The 15,467-nt window shown below is 41.2% G+C and carries 12 protein-coding genes; 3 read left to right on the top strand and 9 right to left on the bottom strand.

Annotated elements, in window-relative coordinates:
* Nucleotides 1–54: 54 nt before the first annotated feature.
* The 3 genes from NIES592_RS13965 to speD form a co-directional block, all read right to left on the bottom strand.
* Complete coding sequence (locus NIES592_RS13965; RefSeq protein ID WP_016871755.1) at nucleotides 55–1,038, bottom strand: RNA polymerase sigma factor, RpoD/SigA family; 984 nt, start codon at nucleotides 1,036–1,038, stop codon at nucleotides 55–57.
* Nucleotides 1,039–2,203: 1,165 nt separating this feature from the next.
* Nucleotides 2,204–3,151: a fused MFS/spermidine synthase gene (locus NIES592_RS13960; RefSeq protein ID WP_073556046.1), complete on the bottom strand. Its 948-nt coding sequence runs from the start codon at nucleotides 3,149–3,151 to the stop codon at nucleotides 2,204–2,206.
* 25 nt (nucleotides 3,152–3,176) lie between these two features.
* On the bottom strand, nucleotides 3,177–3,626 hold the full coding sequence (gene speD / locus NIES592_RS13955) for an adenosylmethionine decarboxylase (RefSeq protein WP_073556072.1): 450 nt from the start codon (nucleotides 3,624–3,626) through the stop codon (nucleotides 3,177–3,179).
* Nucleotides 3,627–3,986: 360 nt separating this feature from the next.
* Between speD and NIES592_RS13950 the strand changes: the two genes are divergently transcribed.
* On the top strand, nucleotides 3,987–4,625 hold the full coding sequence (locus tag NIES592_RS13950) for a Uma2 family endonuclease (protein WP_073556045.1): 639 nt from the start codon (nucleotides 3,987–3,989) through the stop codon (nucleotides 4,623–4,625).
* A gap of 59 nt (nucleotides 4,626–4,684) precedes the next feature.
* On the opposite strand, the gene NIES592_RS24570 is transcribed toward NIES592_RS13950, so the two are convergent.
* Together NIES592_RS24570 and NIES592_RS13935 are read right to left on the bottom strand one after the other, a co-directional pair.
* Nucleotides 4,685–7,030: a protein kinase domain-containing protein gene (locus NIES592_RS24570; RefSeq protein WP_256678139.1), complete on the bottom strand. Its 2,346-nt coding sequence runs from the start codon at nucleotides 7,028–7,030 to the stop codon at nucleotides 4,685–4,687.
* An 85-nt stretch (nucleotides 7,031–7,115) separates the two neighbouring features.
* Nucleotides 7,116–8,825, bottom strand: a complete 1,710-nt coding sequence (locus NIES592_RS13935; RefSeq protein ID WP_073556044.1) for a serine/threonine-protein kinase — start codon at nucleotides 8,823–8,825, stop codon at nucleotides 7,116–7,118.
* Between the two features lie 189 nt (nucleotides 8,826–9,014).
* Here NIES592_RS13935 and NIES592_RS13930 point away from each other — a divergent pair, with 189 nt between their 5' ends.
* On the top strand, nucleotides 9,015–10,523 hold the full coding sequence (locus tag NIES592_RS13930) for a phenylacetate--CoA ligase family protein (RefSeq protein WP_073556043.1): 1,509 nt from the start codon (nucleotides 9,015–9,017) through the stop codon (nucleotides 10,521–10,523).
* An 84-nt stretch (nucleotides 10,524–10,607) separates the two neighbouring features.
* On the opposite strand, the gene NIES592_RS13925 is transcribed toward NIES592_RS13930, so the two are convergent.
* The 3 genes from NIES592_RS13925 to NIES592_RS13915 form a co-directional block, all read right to left on the bottom strand.
* Entirely contained in the window at nucleotides 10,608–11,057 is a 450-nt protein-coding gene (locus NIES592_RS13925; protein ID WP_231936142.1) for a hypothetical protein, read from the bottom strand.
* Nucleotides 11,058–11,802: 745 nt separating this feature from the next.
* Nucleotides 11,803–13,035, bottom strand: coding sequence for a glycosyltransferase family 4 protein (locus NIES592_RS13920; protein ID WP_062247176.1), 1,233 nt, complete (start codon nucleotides 13,033–13,035; stop codon nucleotides 11,803–11,805).
* 264 nt (nucleotides 13,036–13,299) lie between these two features.
* A complete protein-coding gene (locus tag NIES592_RS13915; RefSeq protein ID WP_073556042.1) occupies nucleotides 13,300–13,542 on the bottom strand; it encodes a hypothetical protein in 243 nt (80 codons plus the stop codon).
* A 340-nt stretch (nucleotides 13,543–13,882) separates the two neighbouring features.
* Here NIES592_RS13915 and NIES592_RS13910 point away from each other — a divergent pair, with 340 nt between their 5' ends.
* On the top strand, nucleotides 13,883–14,860 hold the full coding sequence (locus NIES592_RS13910) for a DUF1517 domain-containing protein (RefSeq protein ID WP_073556041.1): 978 nt from the start codon (nucleotides 13,883–13,885) through the stop codon (nucleotides 14,858–14,860).
* Nucleotides 14,861–15,090: 230 nt separating this feature from the next.
* On the opposite strand, the gene NIES592_RS13905 is transcribed toward NIES592_RS13910, so the two are convergent.
* Complete coding sequence (locus NIES592_RS13905; RefSeq protein ID WP_016866032.1) at nucleotides 15,091–15,330, bottom strand: DUF3134 family protein; 240 nt, start codon at nucleotides 15,328–15,330, stop codon at nucleotides 15,091–15,093.
* Nucleotides 15,331–15,467 lie beyond the last annotated feature (137 nt).

Raw genomic sequence — 15,467 nt, 5'->3', positions numbered from 1 at the left:
AAATTGCCCCCTGAGTTCAGGAGGCGCGTCGCCCTTGAGCGCTAAGCTAACCATTTAGCTAGCAATGTACTCTTTCACATTGGCGCGGCGACGACGCAAATGCGCCAGAGCTTGATGCTCCAATTGGCGGACGCGCTCACGACTCAGATTCAAGCGTTCACCTACTTTAGCCAAGGACATTTCATTACCATCTTCCAAACCAAAGCGTAAAGCTAGTACTTCTCGCTGTTGGGGGGTGAGTTCTGAAAGTAGGTTATTCAAGTCTTGGCGCAAGAATTCTTGAGTCATGTAATACTCTGGTGACTGGCCTTCATCTTCCAGCATTTCTTGCAGTTCTGTATCTTGATTATCACCTACTTTCACATCCAAAGAAACTGGTTGACGTGCCATGTTGAGATACTCACGAATTTGGGCAGGTTCTAATTCCAATTCTTGAGCAATTTCCGCAGGAGATGGTGATCGCCCTAATTTTTGAGCGAGTTCTCGCTGCACTTTTTTAATTTTGTTCAGCTTTTCGGTGATATGGATGGGTAAGCGAATTGTACGACCTTGTTGAGCGATCGCACGGGTGATTGCTTGACGAATCCACCAGTAGGCATAGGTCGAGAACTTATAACCTCGTGTTGGGTCAAATTTCTCTACACCACGTTCTAATCCTAGTGTTCCTTCTTGAATCAAATCCAGAAACTCCATATTGCGTTTCTGGTACTTTTTGGCAATAGCAACAACTAAGCGTAAGTTCGCTTCTATCATCTTCTGCTTTGCCCGCTTACCTTGCTGCACAGTCTGCTTCACTTCTGACTCAGATTTTTTCACGTGAGCAGCCCACTCTTCTAGGCTAGGTTCGCGGCGCAGTTTTTTCACCAAAGCTTCCTTAGCGTCCAGCAGTGTCATCATCTGCTGTACCTGCTTCCCATAAACAATTTCTTGCTCACGGGTTAGCAGTGGGACACGACCAATTTCGCGCAAATAGGTTCGCACCATATCAGCCGTGAATTTGGCGTTGGTGTTTTCTAGTTCAGTGTTAACTGTGGGCATTGGTGCGTTTTCCTCTACTCCAAACACAAAAGAATACTTAATAGTTATGGCTAATTAGGAAAGATTGTGCATATATCAGCAGACGTTAGCAGGGCTTGGGAAACTACTACAAAAGGTTGAGTTTTTTAGGCTTTTAGAACCTGTCAAGACGGTTAGCCCCTTAAATGGGTTCCCCTACTATCCCCAGATTTTCAGACCCCTACAAACACACTTTCGCTATCTTCAACAATTCTTCTTTTCCTTAAGTCGTTGGCGACGACACTATCAATACGAAGTCAGTATGAGTTCTATTTATTCAATATTACAACAAATTTACTCGAGAGTAAATAGGTTTAGATAAATCTTTCCATTATAGTCTAATATGGTGTTTTTGCCAAAAAAAATAGCTAAAATTCCTTTGCAATAGTTACTACATATATAGTGACGCTAAAAACCCTTATTGGTGTTGCCGTTAGTAGCCGGATAACCGAACTAAGTTGGGTGTAATATTGGGGGATGTTACGAAACTTAAATTTTTGGGTGTATTGAGACTCTACATCCAAAAAATTTTTCTGTTTTCATAAGCATTTATACTTATTTAAACTGAGATTAATCTTCAATATTTTCCTTGGTAGCGCGTTTATCTTTTTCAATTAGCAGCTTAACCTGAATTCAAATTCAGGTAGGAATAGCACCATTAGATCAAAAGCTATTGATAAGTCTATGTTGTTGAAGCAGTATTCTACCCAAATCTTGCCGCTCTCATAACAGAAACCTCTATATCCTATATGACGAGGAGGCTTCTACATTAATAATATTATTATAAGTCATTATTGAGTTCCAAGAAAAAGTGTTTGAAATGTGTTTTTGTTTACGTAATTGATTCTAGTTACTGAATTTAATGAATAATTATCTTGATTAGTTTTTTGAAAGCCTATCTTTCAGAATCAATTGACACAACAGCCCTTGTATTAAATAAGATTATAACTTACGCAAAATCTCTTTGAAAGCCTCTTTGCTTTGTGTCCTTTGTGTCCTTTGTGGTTTGTTTTTCCGTTACTAATGCGTAATTCCTGAAGATAATTATTTAGTTTTTAAAATTAAGATTTACGGGGTAAGGATGTAAGAGTCTAAAGAAAAATCTTAAATTACACTCCTACATCCCTAAATCCATATAACCCCTATCTCAAACTCCCTGTAACTGACCCTGACCAAAAAATCTGGGAGGTTCAGCCAGAGTATAGACTTGAGTTTCTGTGGCGATCGCTCTTCTCAGATGCATTGGTAAATGGAGCATACCTAAAAGCGCGATCCCATCAAACATTCGGAACCCACCACTAGTTTTTGTCTGCAACAGCAAATCTACCTTTTCTGGGTCAGGTCGGGTATTTATCTCTTGCTGGGAAGCTAAGATAAAACCCCAGGGTCTGCCATAGGTACAGGTGTGACTACTGTAGGATTGTACGTTAGGAAAAACCGCATTCAGAGTTTTTGCCAACCTCGCATGGAGATTTAATTCTCCTGGTGATACCGGGCCTGCTTGGACTACAAAAAACCCGTTCGGTGATAATACGCGACTGGCTTTTTCAAAGTATTCTTTAGTGAACAGTTGAAATGATGGTCCTGACTCAATCGGATCACTAAGGTCAGAGATGATTACATCCCATTCCTCGTCAGTGGTATCCAAAAAGTTAAGTGCATCCGCAATTACCACATGTAGGCGTGGGTCATCAAAGGCATTTTGATGCATTTCGCTCAGGTGTTGCTTGCAAGCTTCCACCACTTCGCCATCAATGTCAATCATCACTACTTTGTCTACAGTCTGCCATCGCAGAACTTCCCTAGCTGTAGCTCCCTCGCCACCACCAAGAATTAGTACCTTACGTGGTGCGCCATGAAAAATCATCGCAGGGTGAACCAAGGGCTCATGGTATAAAAACTCATCCCCAGTACAAGATTGCCACTTGCCATCCAGGACTAGGGCTTTGCCGTAGGTTCCTGTTTCCACAATGTACATCTCTTGATATTCAGTTTTCTGGTAAGCAAGTACCGCCGTTACTCCATGAGCGTAGATATCCCAAGGAGTTATGTACTCGTTTACCCAAAAATCTGCACCTACTTCGCTACCTGGCATAAGATTATTCTCTCTACTTCCAATATCATGTATTTACCAGTAGGGTCTGTTCCAACTCTTTAATTGTTGGTTGAATAGTCGGTGAAAACCTACCACGAGGAAGTGTCATGATTACATGCCTAGTGGCTTGAAAAGCCTCTATAAGGTATTCGCAAGCCTTCTCCGGTTTTGTATGTTGACCACAGGTAAACACATCTACTGCTATGTAGCCGTTTTCTGGCCAAGTATGAATCGATATGTGAGATTCGGCTAAAAGTGCCAATGCGGTTACTCCGTAGGGTTCAAACTGGTATGATACCTCTTTGAGCAGAGTAGACTTTGCTGTCTTAGCAGCTGCTTGTAAAGCCTCTCTAATGAACCTTATATCATTGAGTAAATCGATTGGACAGCCGTAAAGTTCGAGAATGCAGTGTCTGCCAACAGGAACCGAAGATAATTCCTCGGGGGGGTAAGATTGCTTTTCCAATTCTTCCACCTTTACAACAACTAACGAGAAATCAACCTCCAAGATTATTTAGCTATTTCTTGGAATTTAAAATCGCTGCAAGACTAGAGATTCTTATGCTTTTATGCACAGAACTACAATTATTACATAAACACAGAAATAAGTGCAGAAATTTTTAAGATTGCCACAGGATGAGGGTTTGGGGCGTGAAGGTACGCGGGAGACACGGGGAGACAAGGAAAAGGGGGCAAGGGGGAGAGTAAATAATGATTATTGATCTTTGACTGTTGACTATTGACCATTGAACAACAGTCAACCACTAAAGAGTATAAACTACAATTTAGATATATATGAAATGTAGCAATAGAGAAATATGCTCTCTAAAACTCTATGCTTTTAGAACTGCAACAAGTTATTGTCAAACCAGGTCAACAAATGTTGCTCAAAGATATTAGCTGGCAGCAGTTAGAAAATATCTTAGAAGAATTAGGAGAAAAACGTGCAGCACGAATTTCTTACAGCAACGGTTGGTTAGAACTTATGGTTCCTTTGCCTGAACATGAGAAAGATAAAGAAATTATAGGAGATTTAGTAAAGATTCTTTTGGAAGAATTAGAAATTGATTTTGAGCCTTTAGGCTCAACGACTCTCAAGAATGAACTCATGAAGCAAGCCGTAGAACCAGATGCTTGTTTTTATATTAAAAATTATGCTGCTGTAGTTGGTAAAAAGTGCATAGATTTAAATGTAATTCCTCCACCAGATTTGGCAATAGAAATTGATATTACTTCCCGCACTTACTTTGATAACTATGAAATTTTAGGAGTTCCTGAACTTTGGCGATATACACAGAATGGATTACAAATTCATCTACTGCAACAAGGAAAATATATAGAAGCTAATTTCAGTCCTAATTTTCCTAATATTCCTATTATTGAATTAGTGAATGAGTATGTCCAGCAAACTCTCAATGTTGGTAGGAGTCAAGCAATTAGAGCTTTTAAAAGTTGGATAAAAAATAATTTATAAGTCGAGGAAATAAGAACCTCTTTCCTAATCCCCAGAGGGGACCCCGCCTTCCGCATTTCCTACGGTGTAGGTGTGGCTGTATCGCTAGATGTAGGTGTCGGTGTTGGTTCAGATGTGGGAGTATCGGTTGGTGTCGGAGATGGGGTGGGAGTAGGATTTTCTACATTTAAAGTCAGTTGATATGAAAGGGGCTGCGAACTGCGTGACACAACTACAAACTCGTAAAATCCGCTTTCTGGCAGTTCCCCAGACCACGATCGCTTTTGAGAATCTTCCAAAAACAGATACTTCCCGGTAGGCGAATAAATTGACCACAAAACTTGAGTATTTGCTGCTAACTTCACTTCCATTAATTGATTTTGGCGCAGATCAGCGATGAAAACTTTGCCTGCTGAACTTTTGAGGTTACCGTTAACGGTTTTAGTAGTGGTATTAGGATCAAAATTAATCTTCCCGAAAGCACTTCTAGCAAGAATAGCGCTGAGTTTATCCGCAACAAAAGCGTGCCAAACTTGTCCGATGGGCTGATCGATAAAATTCTTGCTTTCCTGTTCTGGAAATTGTTGGAAGAATGCTGCATCTGCTAAATCATATAAAGCACGGCTAGATACATTGAGTTTGTTAACTTCAACTTTCCAGCGATCGCGATCGCCTCCTCCGTAAGTACCCAATTTTTTTCTGCTTTCTGAACTCAACAGTGTCAGTTTTTGCAATAATTGTTCAGCAGTTTTGTCCCATTGCGCCCGTAATTGTGTATCCTCTGGTTCATCTGTGAGGCTGCGTCGTTGCAAACTAGGATTATTCTCCCAAAATACTTGATTTACCAAACTCACATAAAAGTTTTCATCAATACCTAAACGCTGACGGCGATCGCGTAATCTTTCTTTGCGCGCCCGTTCTGCTGGTGAATATTTGGCGAGGGGATCAAGGGGTTGCTGGGTGGGGCTGAATGTTGGTGTTGGCTGTGGTGTAGAACCGTCTGAACCATCATCAAAACGTAATGAAAGCAAAGTGTTTGCTCCCCACACAGCAATAACAGCAGATGTTGTCAGTAATAAAAACACCAAGATGATTTTCTCGGGTGTCCACCAGGTAGGGGAGGGAGTGGGGGAAGTGTGAGGAGTAGGGGAGGAGGGGGCAACGGCGAGGGTTGCGGTGGTGGGTGGATTGGGGACTGGGGCGGGACGTTGAGTGGGGGGATAATTGGCTGGCGATGGATTGAGGGCTTGTAGGACTTGGCGAGCGCTTTGATAGCGTTGTTGTGGAACTGGCGAGAGCATTTTATCTAACACTGCTCCCAAAGTGGGACTGAGGTTAATTTCTCGTCGCCATTGCCAAGCCAGGGTGTAATCATCAATTAGTTCTGACGGTTGTTTACCTGTCAACAACACCAATGCTGTTGCTGCTAAAGCATACAGATCGCTATGAGGTTCTACTAGCCCTGTTTGCATCTGTTCTGGGGGAGCATAGCCAAACTTTCCCAGTAAAGTAGCTGGTGGTGTCACAGCAGCTGCGTTAGGTTGGTAATATTGGGAGACGACAACTGCTGCTACTTGTTTGACACCGCCAAAATCTATCAGGACTGGTAATCCCTCCTCAGTTCCCTCTGAGTAATGATTTAACCCTTCTTCAGTTCCTCCTTGGTAAGGATACCCCCCCTGAGTTCCTCCTTGGTAAGGATACCCCCCCTGAGTTCCTCCTTGGTAAGGATACCCCCCCTGAGTTCCTCCTTGGTAAGGATACCCCCCCTGAGTTCCTCCTTGGTAAGGATACCCCCCCTGAGTTCCTCCTTGGTAAGGATACCCCCCCTTAGCCCCCCCTTGGTAAGGGGGGGTTTGGGGGGGTTTGCGAAGCATCAAGTTATCAGGAGAGATATCGCGATGAATTACTCCTAGTGAGTGGATATACTGTAATACCGGTAAAATTTGCAACAATAGCTGAATGACTTCTGATTCTGTAAAACGTAAACCTTTTTGGAGGCGTTCATCTAGTAGCGAACGATAGGTTTGCCCTTCTACATAGTCCTGCACTAAAAATAAGTACTCTTTACCGTCAAAATTACTGCGAAACAGTTCGCGGAAACGCGGAATTTGGGGATGTTGCAGCTTGTAGAGAACAGTAGCCTCTCTTTGAAACAGTTCTTCTGCTTTTTTTAAAACGTAGGCAGTTTGGACTTGGGGAGAAAATTCTTTTAAAACACAGAGTTCTCGGAAGCGGTTGATATCTTCAGCTAAATAAGTACGTCCAAACCCTCCTTGACCAATTTGACGCACAACTAAATAGCGATCGCCCAAAGTTTGTCCCGGTTGGATACCCTGATTTGCAGCATCCAGCTTTTCGCCGCAATGTAGACAAAAGCGACAACCAGGCGGGTTTTCATGTCCTTTGGAGCAATAAACGTTCATAATAGTCATTTGTTAGTAGTTAGTAGTTAATAGTTGGTAGTTGTTTTTTACCACTAACCACTAACTACTAACCACTAACCATTACCTAATTAGCAGATTCTAGTTTACTTACTTGATCGGCTGCGATCGCGTACCATATCTGACCAAATGTATTCTCATCCAGTTTCGCATTTCTACCGCGTTGTCCCGGAAATAATCGGTCAAATTTTCGATTTGTTTCTGTCTGGAGTTGTTCGATTGTATAGTCACCGAACTCTCCGTTTTGGGCTTGCTGCTGCCAAGTTCGTAAATTTCGTCGGCTATAGGTTCCTAATTGACGACGGGCGTTGGTACTGAGTTTAGCTTGTTCTATTTTTTTTAATAGATCCTCTGCTGTAGAGTACCACTCTTGACGCAAAGCTTCATCTTTAGAGTCAGAGGTGAGGGAACGTCCTACAAGCTCTGGATTGTTAGTATAAAAAATTTTATCGACTGTTTGAATAAAAAATCCTTCTGGAATTTGTAGTCGGGTGCGGCGATCTAAAATTTGGCTGATACGGGTTCCTTCTTTGTTACTAGAGTCGCCCACTGGTTTAGTAGGAGAATCGGAACCATCAGGTAATTTAGGGAGAGTGATCGTAGGAATAGTAATTGATGATACGCCTTGAATGACGGCACTTACTAGCGCCCAAGAACCGACAATAGTCAAAGCAACTACAGTTGTGCCGATCATACTTATTGCGAAAGGACGCAGCCAAACGGGCATAGGTAAAGTTTGGGCGATCGCTTGGGTTTTGTTGTGGAATCTCGTAGCTAGCGCTTTGACACCTTTTCGCCCTGGTGCAACCACCATTGTTTTGAGTTTGGTGATGTGGGGATTGACAGCCGGAATAGGGATGGGCGATTTTAAATCTTTGAGGACTTGATTGGCATTTTGATAGCGATCGCTTGGTTTATAAGCCAGCATTTTTTTTAACACAGCTTCTAGCTTGGGGTTGACTTTGATTTCCTTTCCCCAGTACCAATTACCTTGATAGCTATCATAAAGTTTTTGTGGTTCTTTTCCTGTCAATAATACTAGTGCCGTCACTGCTAATGAGTATAAATCACTACTAGGAAAAGCTTTTCCTTGGCGTAGCTGTTCTTCTGGTGCGTACCCTTTTTTACCTAAAATTGTGCGGATACCACCCATTTGGGTAAACCAAAAACCTTGAGAAGCTGGTAATTGTTTGACACCACCAAAATCAACTAATACTGGCAGTTGATCAGAACGTCGGCAAATCAAATTATCGGGAGAAATATCCCGATGAACTACATTTTGCGAGTGAATATAGGACAGCACAGGTAAAATTTTTTGTAGGAGTGTGATTACTTCCTCTTCGTTAAAACTTTGTCCTTTGGCAAGACGTTTTTCTAGTAAGTCTAAGTAATTTTCACCCTCCACATAATCTTGCACCAAAAAGAAAAAATCATGATTGCCTATTTTGGCTTGTAATGAAGCGTGAAAGCAGGGAATTTGCGAATGCTGGAGTTTTTTTAATACACTCGCTTCGCGCTCAAATAATTCTTTAGCTTTTTTTAAATCTTGTTCTTCTTCTACTTGCGGAGCAAATTCTTTCAGCACACACGTTTTAGCAGATTGTTTTCTATCCTCTGCTAAATAAGTGCGTCCAAAACCCCCTTGTCCCAGTAACTTGATGATTTTATAACGATTAGCAATAATTTCTCCTTGATGAATAGGCAAAGGTTCACCACACTGAGTACAAAAACGGTTACTCCTATGATTGGCGTGTTGTTTACTGCAATAGACTTGCATGGTGCTGAAGAATTGGTAAAGGGTTTTATTATTAGCTACAACAAGGATAGCCGTGATTACGGAGGGATCGGGTATTGAAAGCAGGACAAGGGAGACATAGGAGATGGTTAACAATCAACCACTAACACTAACTACTGCACAGACATGCCAGGGCACGTCTCTACAACAACCACCAACCAACAAAATACTATGAATACTGAATCACAACGCCAACGAGCAGTTAGCGTATATGCAGATTTTTTACATACTCCTTTAGATACACTTATACAACAGCATCTCAACACTGAAGGCGAATCTAGGGTTTTGTCATTATTTCATGATGTAGCTACTAGTGTACCTGCATATAAAAATTTCTTAGCAGAACAAGCAATAAATCCTGATTCCATCCAAACTTTTACAGATTTCCAAACCCTACCGTTGATTACTAAAGAAAATTATTTATTGCGTCACCCATTAGCAAACTTATGCCGCTACGGACAGCTTTCTAGCTGTGACATGATTGCTGTTTCTTCAGGTTCAACGGGAAAACCAACATTTTGGCCCCGTTTTTTCACCGATGAATTGCAAATTGCCACACGCTTTGAACAAATATTTCACGATAGTTTTGCTGCTGACACTAGACGCACCCTTGCTGTGATTTGTTTCACTTTGGGAACTTGGGTAGGTGGAATGTACACTACCAACTGCTGTCGCTATCTTGCTAGTAAAGGTTATCCAATTACGGTAATTACCCCAGGTAATAATAAGGAAGAAATTCTTCGGGTAGTACAGGCACTTGGTACTGCTTTTGATCAAGTTGTGCTATTGGGATACCCACCTTTTCTGAAAGATGTGATTGATACTGGTATTGCCCGGGGAATTGAGTGGCAGCAGTATCGAGTTAAATTGGTGATGGCGGGAGAAGTATTTAGTGAGGAATGGCGCAGTTTGGTAGGAGAAAGGGTTGGTTTTCAACATCTTTGCTATGATTCTGCCTCACTCTACGGCACAGCAGATGCAGGTGTATTAGGTAACGAAACACCCTTAAGTGTGTGTATTCGTCGTTTTTTAGCAGCAAATCCAGAAGCAGCGCGGACTTTGTTTGGAGAATCCCGTTTACCTACCCTCGTACAGTATGACCCAATCACCCGGTTTTTTGAAGTCAAAGAAAGAGCATTAGTGTTTTCTGGGGACAACGGTATTCCCTTAGTGCGTTACAACATTTTGGATACTGGTGGCATAATTACTTACGACGCCATGCTCAAGTTTTTGGCACAGTATAATTTTGACCCAGTAACTGAATTGCAAGCTCATGGTGGCAGGGGTGTGCGTCCTTTGCCTTTTGTTTACGTTTTCGGACGCTCTAACTTTACAGTTTCCTACTTTGGTGCAAATATTTACCCAGAAAATGTGACTGTGGGATTAGAGCAGCCCGAAATTAGAGATTGGGTGACGGGTAAATTTGTCATGCAGGTAAAAGAAGATGCAGACAAGAATCGATATTTATCTGTGGTTGTAGAATTAGCACCAGGAGAAGAAACGAGTGTTGCAAAAACGCAAGTCGTAGCAGGTTCGATTCTCACCCAACTTTTGCGCCTCAACACTGAATTTGCTAACTACGTTCCCTCAGAGTACCAAACGCCACAAATTACATTAACATCAACAGGCGATCCAGAGTATTTTCCAGTGGGGGTGAAGCATCGGTATACACGTAAGTAGTTGATGGTTGGTTGTTGGTTGTTGGTGGTTAGTAGTTTTACTCCTCACACCCCTCACACCCCATCACCCCACCTCCCCACTTCACTACTGAGGAGCTTGTAGTATTTGTACATGATTTTTATAAACAAACCAGGGACCAGTACTGGCATTTTCCTGATTTCGGCAACCACTGGCATTCTGTAAAGTTACTTCCCAGTAGTCTTGAGGATACTCGATGTTGCCGAAATAAATAGAGTTGGTGTTACGCTCTCGAATCGGTTGCAAACCTACTGGATTTCGGTATGATGAGATCGTAAATTCATCATTGAGTTCAGCGCGACACCTTTGTAGGTTTGATGTAATTTGTGGTGATTGCCTAAACCAGTTAACCCGTCTTTTGAAATAAGTACCTGTGGGTTCTGTCACTCGTATAAAAATTCTAGAATTAGTTTGGGAATATACGGTGTCGGAGTTTATTACACCCAATATTCCACACCCTACGCCAACATATAAAAGAAATCTTTGGAGATACAACCCAGTACTACGAATATTCATGATTGTACACAATATAATTACTGAGGTTAAACAAATTACTTGGTAAGTATTTATATCGTTAATATCACTGGACAATACTTTTTATATGCTTAACTGCTTAGCAGTGAAATCCTGAATTCAGGATTTATAGGCAGCACAGTAGATCCGAATATTTTCCATTGTCATCATTGATGAAACGAAATATTGTATTAAATTTTAGCGATCGCTTCTTTATCGTTCCACTATCTGATGATATAAAGTTTGTTATGTGCCCATGATTACTTAAGTAGTATGTGAATAACCTCAGAGGCAATATTAAGTCTTGGGTTGACAACCGAGTCATAACCCTCCGGCTTTGTGGGTTATCTGTCACAAACATTTTTTGACCAGAATTACAACTTTTTCAAAAGCCGGGGTTCTGATCGTCAACACATTTGTGTCTAATTATTTTTACATTAACGTAGAAATAAGGAGGGGATATAAACTAAGTGTAAAACCCTAGTTACATCTATCCTCCTTAGTTTTCAGGCTAACGCTCTTACTGTATATCTCTCTTTATTTGTATACGCATAAATATACAAATAACACAGTAATATTACTGATATTTACATTAAAAATATTAAAAAGCAGTAACGATTATCCCTATGCTATATGTAATGCACTTAACTTGACTTATGCCAAATAATAAAAGTACAAGCTGTAAACACTAAAATCCAATGCCGTTTGAGACTTTTAGTAGCTCGTACCTGATACTCATGCAAACTCTTTAAGTCAGCAAACAGGAATAGCGGGACTCAGGAATATAAAGCCATCGGTGCAAGCTTCTTTTGTTAGCTAATATTTTTCCTCTACGGCCAAGTTGTTCGCGTAGTTGTTGGTTTTCACAGAGTTGGCGAAAAGCTTGAAATATTTCCAAACCAGAATAGGGATTGACAATTAAGCCGTTTTCCCTTTGACGGACTGTATCTGCGATACAACCAATATTTGAGGCGATTACAGGCTTACCAAAATATGCTGCTTCTAAGTAGACCATGCCAAAACCTAAGTGGCTGTTAGCTTTGCAATCGAATAAAGTCAGCAAAGCAAATATATCACAAGCTGCATAGTAACCAGCTAATTCCCGATCAGCAACATATCCAGCAAAATGTACCCACCGATCCAACCGCAGACGTTGCACCTGAGATTGTAGTTTTGACTCACAAGGGCCTCGTCCACAAAGAATATAGTGAACATCTAGTCCTAAAGTTAGCAGTAGTGGCAAATTATCTATGACCAAGTCAAAGCCTTTATACTTTTGTAGGCTGCCGACCGAAAGAATGACTACTGCATTTTCCGGAATATTGTGCCTATTGCGTACCCGTATACGTAAATCATCAATTGCAGTAGGACTTGCAACGCCAAATTTTTTTCGTCTGACTACAGGATGGATAACGTGAGTAGGGGTGTTGAGTTGAAAATTCCTAGTCAGTAAACCTCGTGTCCAGCAGCTATTACAGACAATACCCTCTGCTCTTTGCAAAGTAAATGCAAACAGCGATCGCATAATCGGATTACGTAAAGCACATAAAATATCATCCCCGTGCAGATAGATAAAAAATCGAATAGGTAAAAGATAGCTTAAAAATAACAGTGAAATAAAACCGTAACCGTGACCCCATTCAATATAGCGGTAATGATAGCGAAAATAAAGTTTTATTGCTAAGATAGCTGACAAAACCGTATTTAGAAATGGTTGGAGGATATTTTGACTCCAACTATGACCCCAAGATTTGGGAGTTTGCCAACGATAAACAGGAAATAGTTGTGACTTATCAAAGGCTTTATCTCCTGCACAACTAGCGGTCAGAACAATAACTCTTTCCGTGTCTTGCAAACAGCGATTATATATATATTCCTCAATTCCGCCTTCCTTGGGTAGAAAAGTGCGGCATACGACAAGAATATTTGGAGATACAGTTTGTTCTCCAACCGTCGCCACCCTTGATGAAATATGTTCCATCAGAAATTTAATCTCAAGTGCTGTAACACAGTCAATTCAACAGTGCATTACACATTTTTAACACACTCCCCAGATTTGATATTCACTTTATGATTTAACTCTTAAGTATGCTTGGGAGAATTTTTAAGGCTGGGGTTTATAGTTGCGATCGCTATATCCCTAGCTGCATAATCGCAAAGAAATAGTGTAATGATGTACTCAGTATAGATGTATTCAGTAGGATAACTAAATACCATCAAAATGTTCTGCCAAAATGCCGAATCGTCAATTGTCTTGGTTAGCGGTTAGTAGGGGCGAAGCATTTGTATGAGTATCTTTGCTGAAAACTAAACGTGTAATGTGAATTAACAAAGGCACTAATAGATCATGGGAAATACTCAACAAACCAATGACCACCCAACCACCCATGAAAGATGCATCTGTGTTATCTGTGTTTATCGGTGTGTATCGGTGGTCGATTTCTAAAAAAACGTTTTTTACCAGGCGCAAGGAATATTGCGTCTCCATATTCAATTCACATCAGGCGTAACTAAATATCTTGGTACAAATGCACGCGGCCTACAGTGGTTAGTGGTTAGTGGTTATTCCTCTACTCCCCATCACCCCACCACCCCACCACCCCACACTCCCCATCTCCAAAGATGTACGGTTATTGCGACCGAATTAGCGTAGAGGATAGCTGCGGACACAGGATAAGAAACGATAAATTTAATATGTAGCTTGTGATGAGAGCTACTTTCACTTTCACACTCTCTGTAGGGTATAAGCTAGCGTCACCAACCAAGCATGAAAAAATCCCACCTTTTTGGACAAATATAATCAATATCGTTTTTCAAGTGACTGTGTTATGCATAACAAACTACAACAAGCCTTCAAAAGGCTTTTAAAACCGCTGTTCGTCCTATTTTTGGTGTTCACGTTGGCATTGAGTCATGCTGATGGAGCATTAGCAGCTAGTGGAGGTCGAATTGGTGGTGGTTCTTTCCGAATGCCCAGCAGTGGTCGTGGCTACTCATCCCCCCGGACTTATGCACCTCCCGGTGGTGGATACTATCCTGCTCCTTACCCAGTTTACCCAGGTGGTGGATTTGGATTTCCCTTTATAGTGCCGGTGTTTGGTTTTGGTAGTGGATTATTTGGCCTGTTGATTTTTTTGGCAATTGCTGGCTTTTTAGTCCAGTCTTTCCGCCGTGCTGTTAGTGGTGGTGATGAAGTTGGCTACAGCAGCAACCCTACAGTTTCCATTAGCCGCTTACAGGTGGGTTTATTAGCTAACGCCCGTGAGTTGCAACAAGAACTTAACTACATAGCCGAAACTGCTGATACTAATTCTCCTGAGGGCAGAGTTGAAGTATTGCAAGAAGCTAGCCTCGCTTTACTCCGCCATCCAGAATACTGGGTATATGCAGGTGGTGGTACTCAACAAGCGCGCTTAAATGCAGCAGAATCAACATTTAATCGTCTAGTATTGGCAGAACGTAGCAAGTTCAGCGAAGAAACTTTGTCTAACGTCAACAACCAGCTCAAAGAAGCAACTCGCAAAGAGGCTTTACCATCTGCTGAGCAACTCGATAACCCAACTCGCCTAATCACCGAAGGCCCTGGAGAATACATTATTGTGACTCTCTTGGCAGCTACTCTGGGTAAATTTGAAATACCACAAATTAACAACGCTGATGATTTGCGTCAAGCCTTACGTCAAATCGGCAGCATCCCTGGTGAACAATTGTTAGCCTTTGAGGTACTGTGGACTCCGCAAGCAGAAAACGATGTCCTCACTAGTGAAGATGTGTTGGCACAATATCCAGAACTGAAACTGATTTAATTGTTTGTGTCAAGATAAAAGCAAAAATTAGCTGGCAATAGATTTAAGTTTCTGTTACCAGCATTTTTTTGTTTGTATTTAGAGAACTTTATCAAATCCGGTTAATTGCTTACGATATCGTGTTTTGTCGTTGGTAATTGGTAGGGAAGATTGTTTTAAACCAATTACCGATTACCCATTACCTATTACCAACCCCGACGCGTAACATTAGTGTTTCAGCAGACACGATCTTAATCCTCTAGTTCCTCTATTGTCTCTTCTTCAAAATTATAGGTATCGTGACCCACGATCTCAGCTATTTCTTCTTCTTCCTCTTCATCGTAAGCATAATATTCCTCTTCGCCTCGTGGTATTAATCGACCACTATCTCGCAACCATTCTAAAAAGGAATTCTCTTGCTTTAAAGGAATAACATAAGTACGCTGATTACGGGGTTCTTCATGGAGAGCAGATTTCAACTGTTTCACCATATTTACTTTCCCCCATAAGGCTCTATATTTACATCATATCTTTTAGATACAAGTTTTTTGGGACTGTCAAGTGTAGTATTTTTTCTTTTACTTTGGTAGTAGTTGGATTTACTCTTGGCTACAATTATTCTTAACTA

Source organism: Fischerella major NIES-592 (assembly GCF_001904645.1).
Taxonomy (GTDB): Bacteria; Cyanobacteriota; Cyanobacteriia; order Cyanobacteriales; family Nostocaceae; genus Fischerella; species Fischerella thermalis.
The sequence above is the reverse complement of the archived record's forward strand: the minus strand, read 5'-3'. Positions and strand labels throughout refer to the sequence as shown.

Bases quoted from the DNA above. Each gene is read 5' to 3' on its own strand.
- NIES592_RS13965 (WP_016871755.1), bottom strand. From the start codon at position 1,038: ATGCCCACAGTTAACACTGAACTAGAAAACACCAACGCCAAATTCACG.
- NIES592_RS13960 (WP_073556046.1), bottom strand. From the start codon at position 3,151: ATGCCAGGTAGCGAAGTAGGTGCAGATTTTTGGGTAAACGAGTACATA.
- NIES592_RS13950 (WP_073556045.1), top strand. From the start codon at position 3,987: ATGCTTTTAGAACTGCAACAAGTTATTGTCAAACCAGGTCAACAAATG.
- NIES592_RS24570 (WP_256678139.1), bottom strand. From the start codon at position 7,030: ATGAACGTTTATTGCTCCAAAGGACATGAAAACCCGCCTGGTTGTCGC.
- NIES592_RS13935 (WP_073556044.1), bottom strand. From the start codon at position 8,825: ATGCAAGTCTATTGCAGTAAACAACACGCCAATCATAGGAGTAACCGT.
- NIES592_RS13930 (WP_073556043.1), top strand. From the start codon at position 9,015: ATGAATACTGAATCACAACGCCAACGAGCAGTTAGCGTATATGCAGAT.
- NIES592_RS13925 (WP_231936142.1), bottom strand. From the start codon at position 11,057: ATGAATATTCGTAGTACTGGGTTGTATCTCCAAAGATTTCTTTTATAT.
- NIES592_RS13920 (WP_062247176.1), bottom strand. From the start codon at position 13,035: ATGGAACATATTTCATCAAGGGTGGCGACGGTTGGAGAACAAACTGTA.
- NIES592_RS13915 (WP_073556042.1), bottom strand. From the start codon at position 13,542: ATGGAGACGCAATATTCCTTGCGCCTGGTAAAAAACGTTTTTTTAGAA.
- NIES592_RS13910 (WP_073556041.1), top strand. From the start codon at position 13,883: ATGCATAACAAACTACAACAAGCCTTCAAAAGGCTTTTAAAACCGCTG.
- NIES592_RS13905 (WP_016866032.1), bottom strand. From the start codon at position 15,330: ATGGTGAAACAGTTGAAATCTGCTCTCCATGAAGAACCCCGTAATCAG.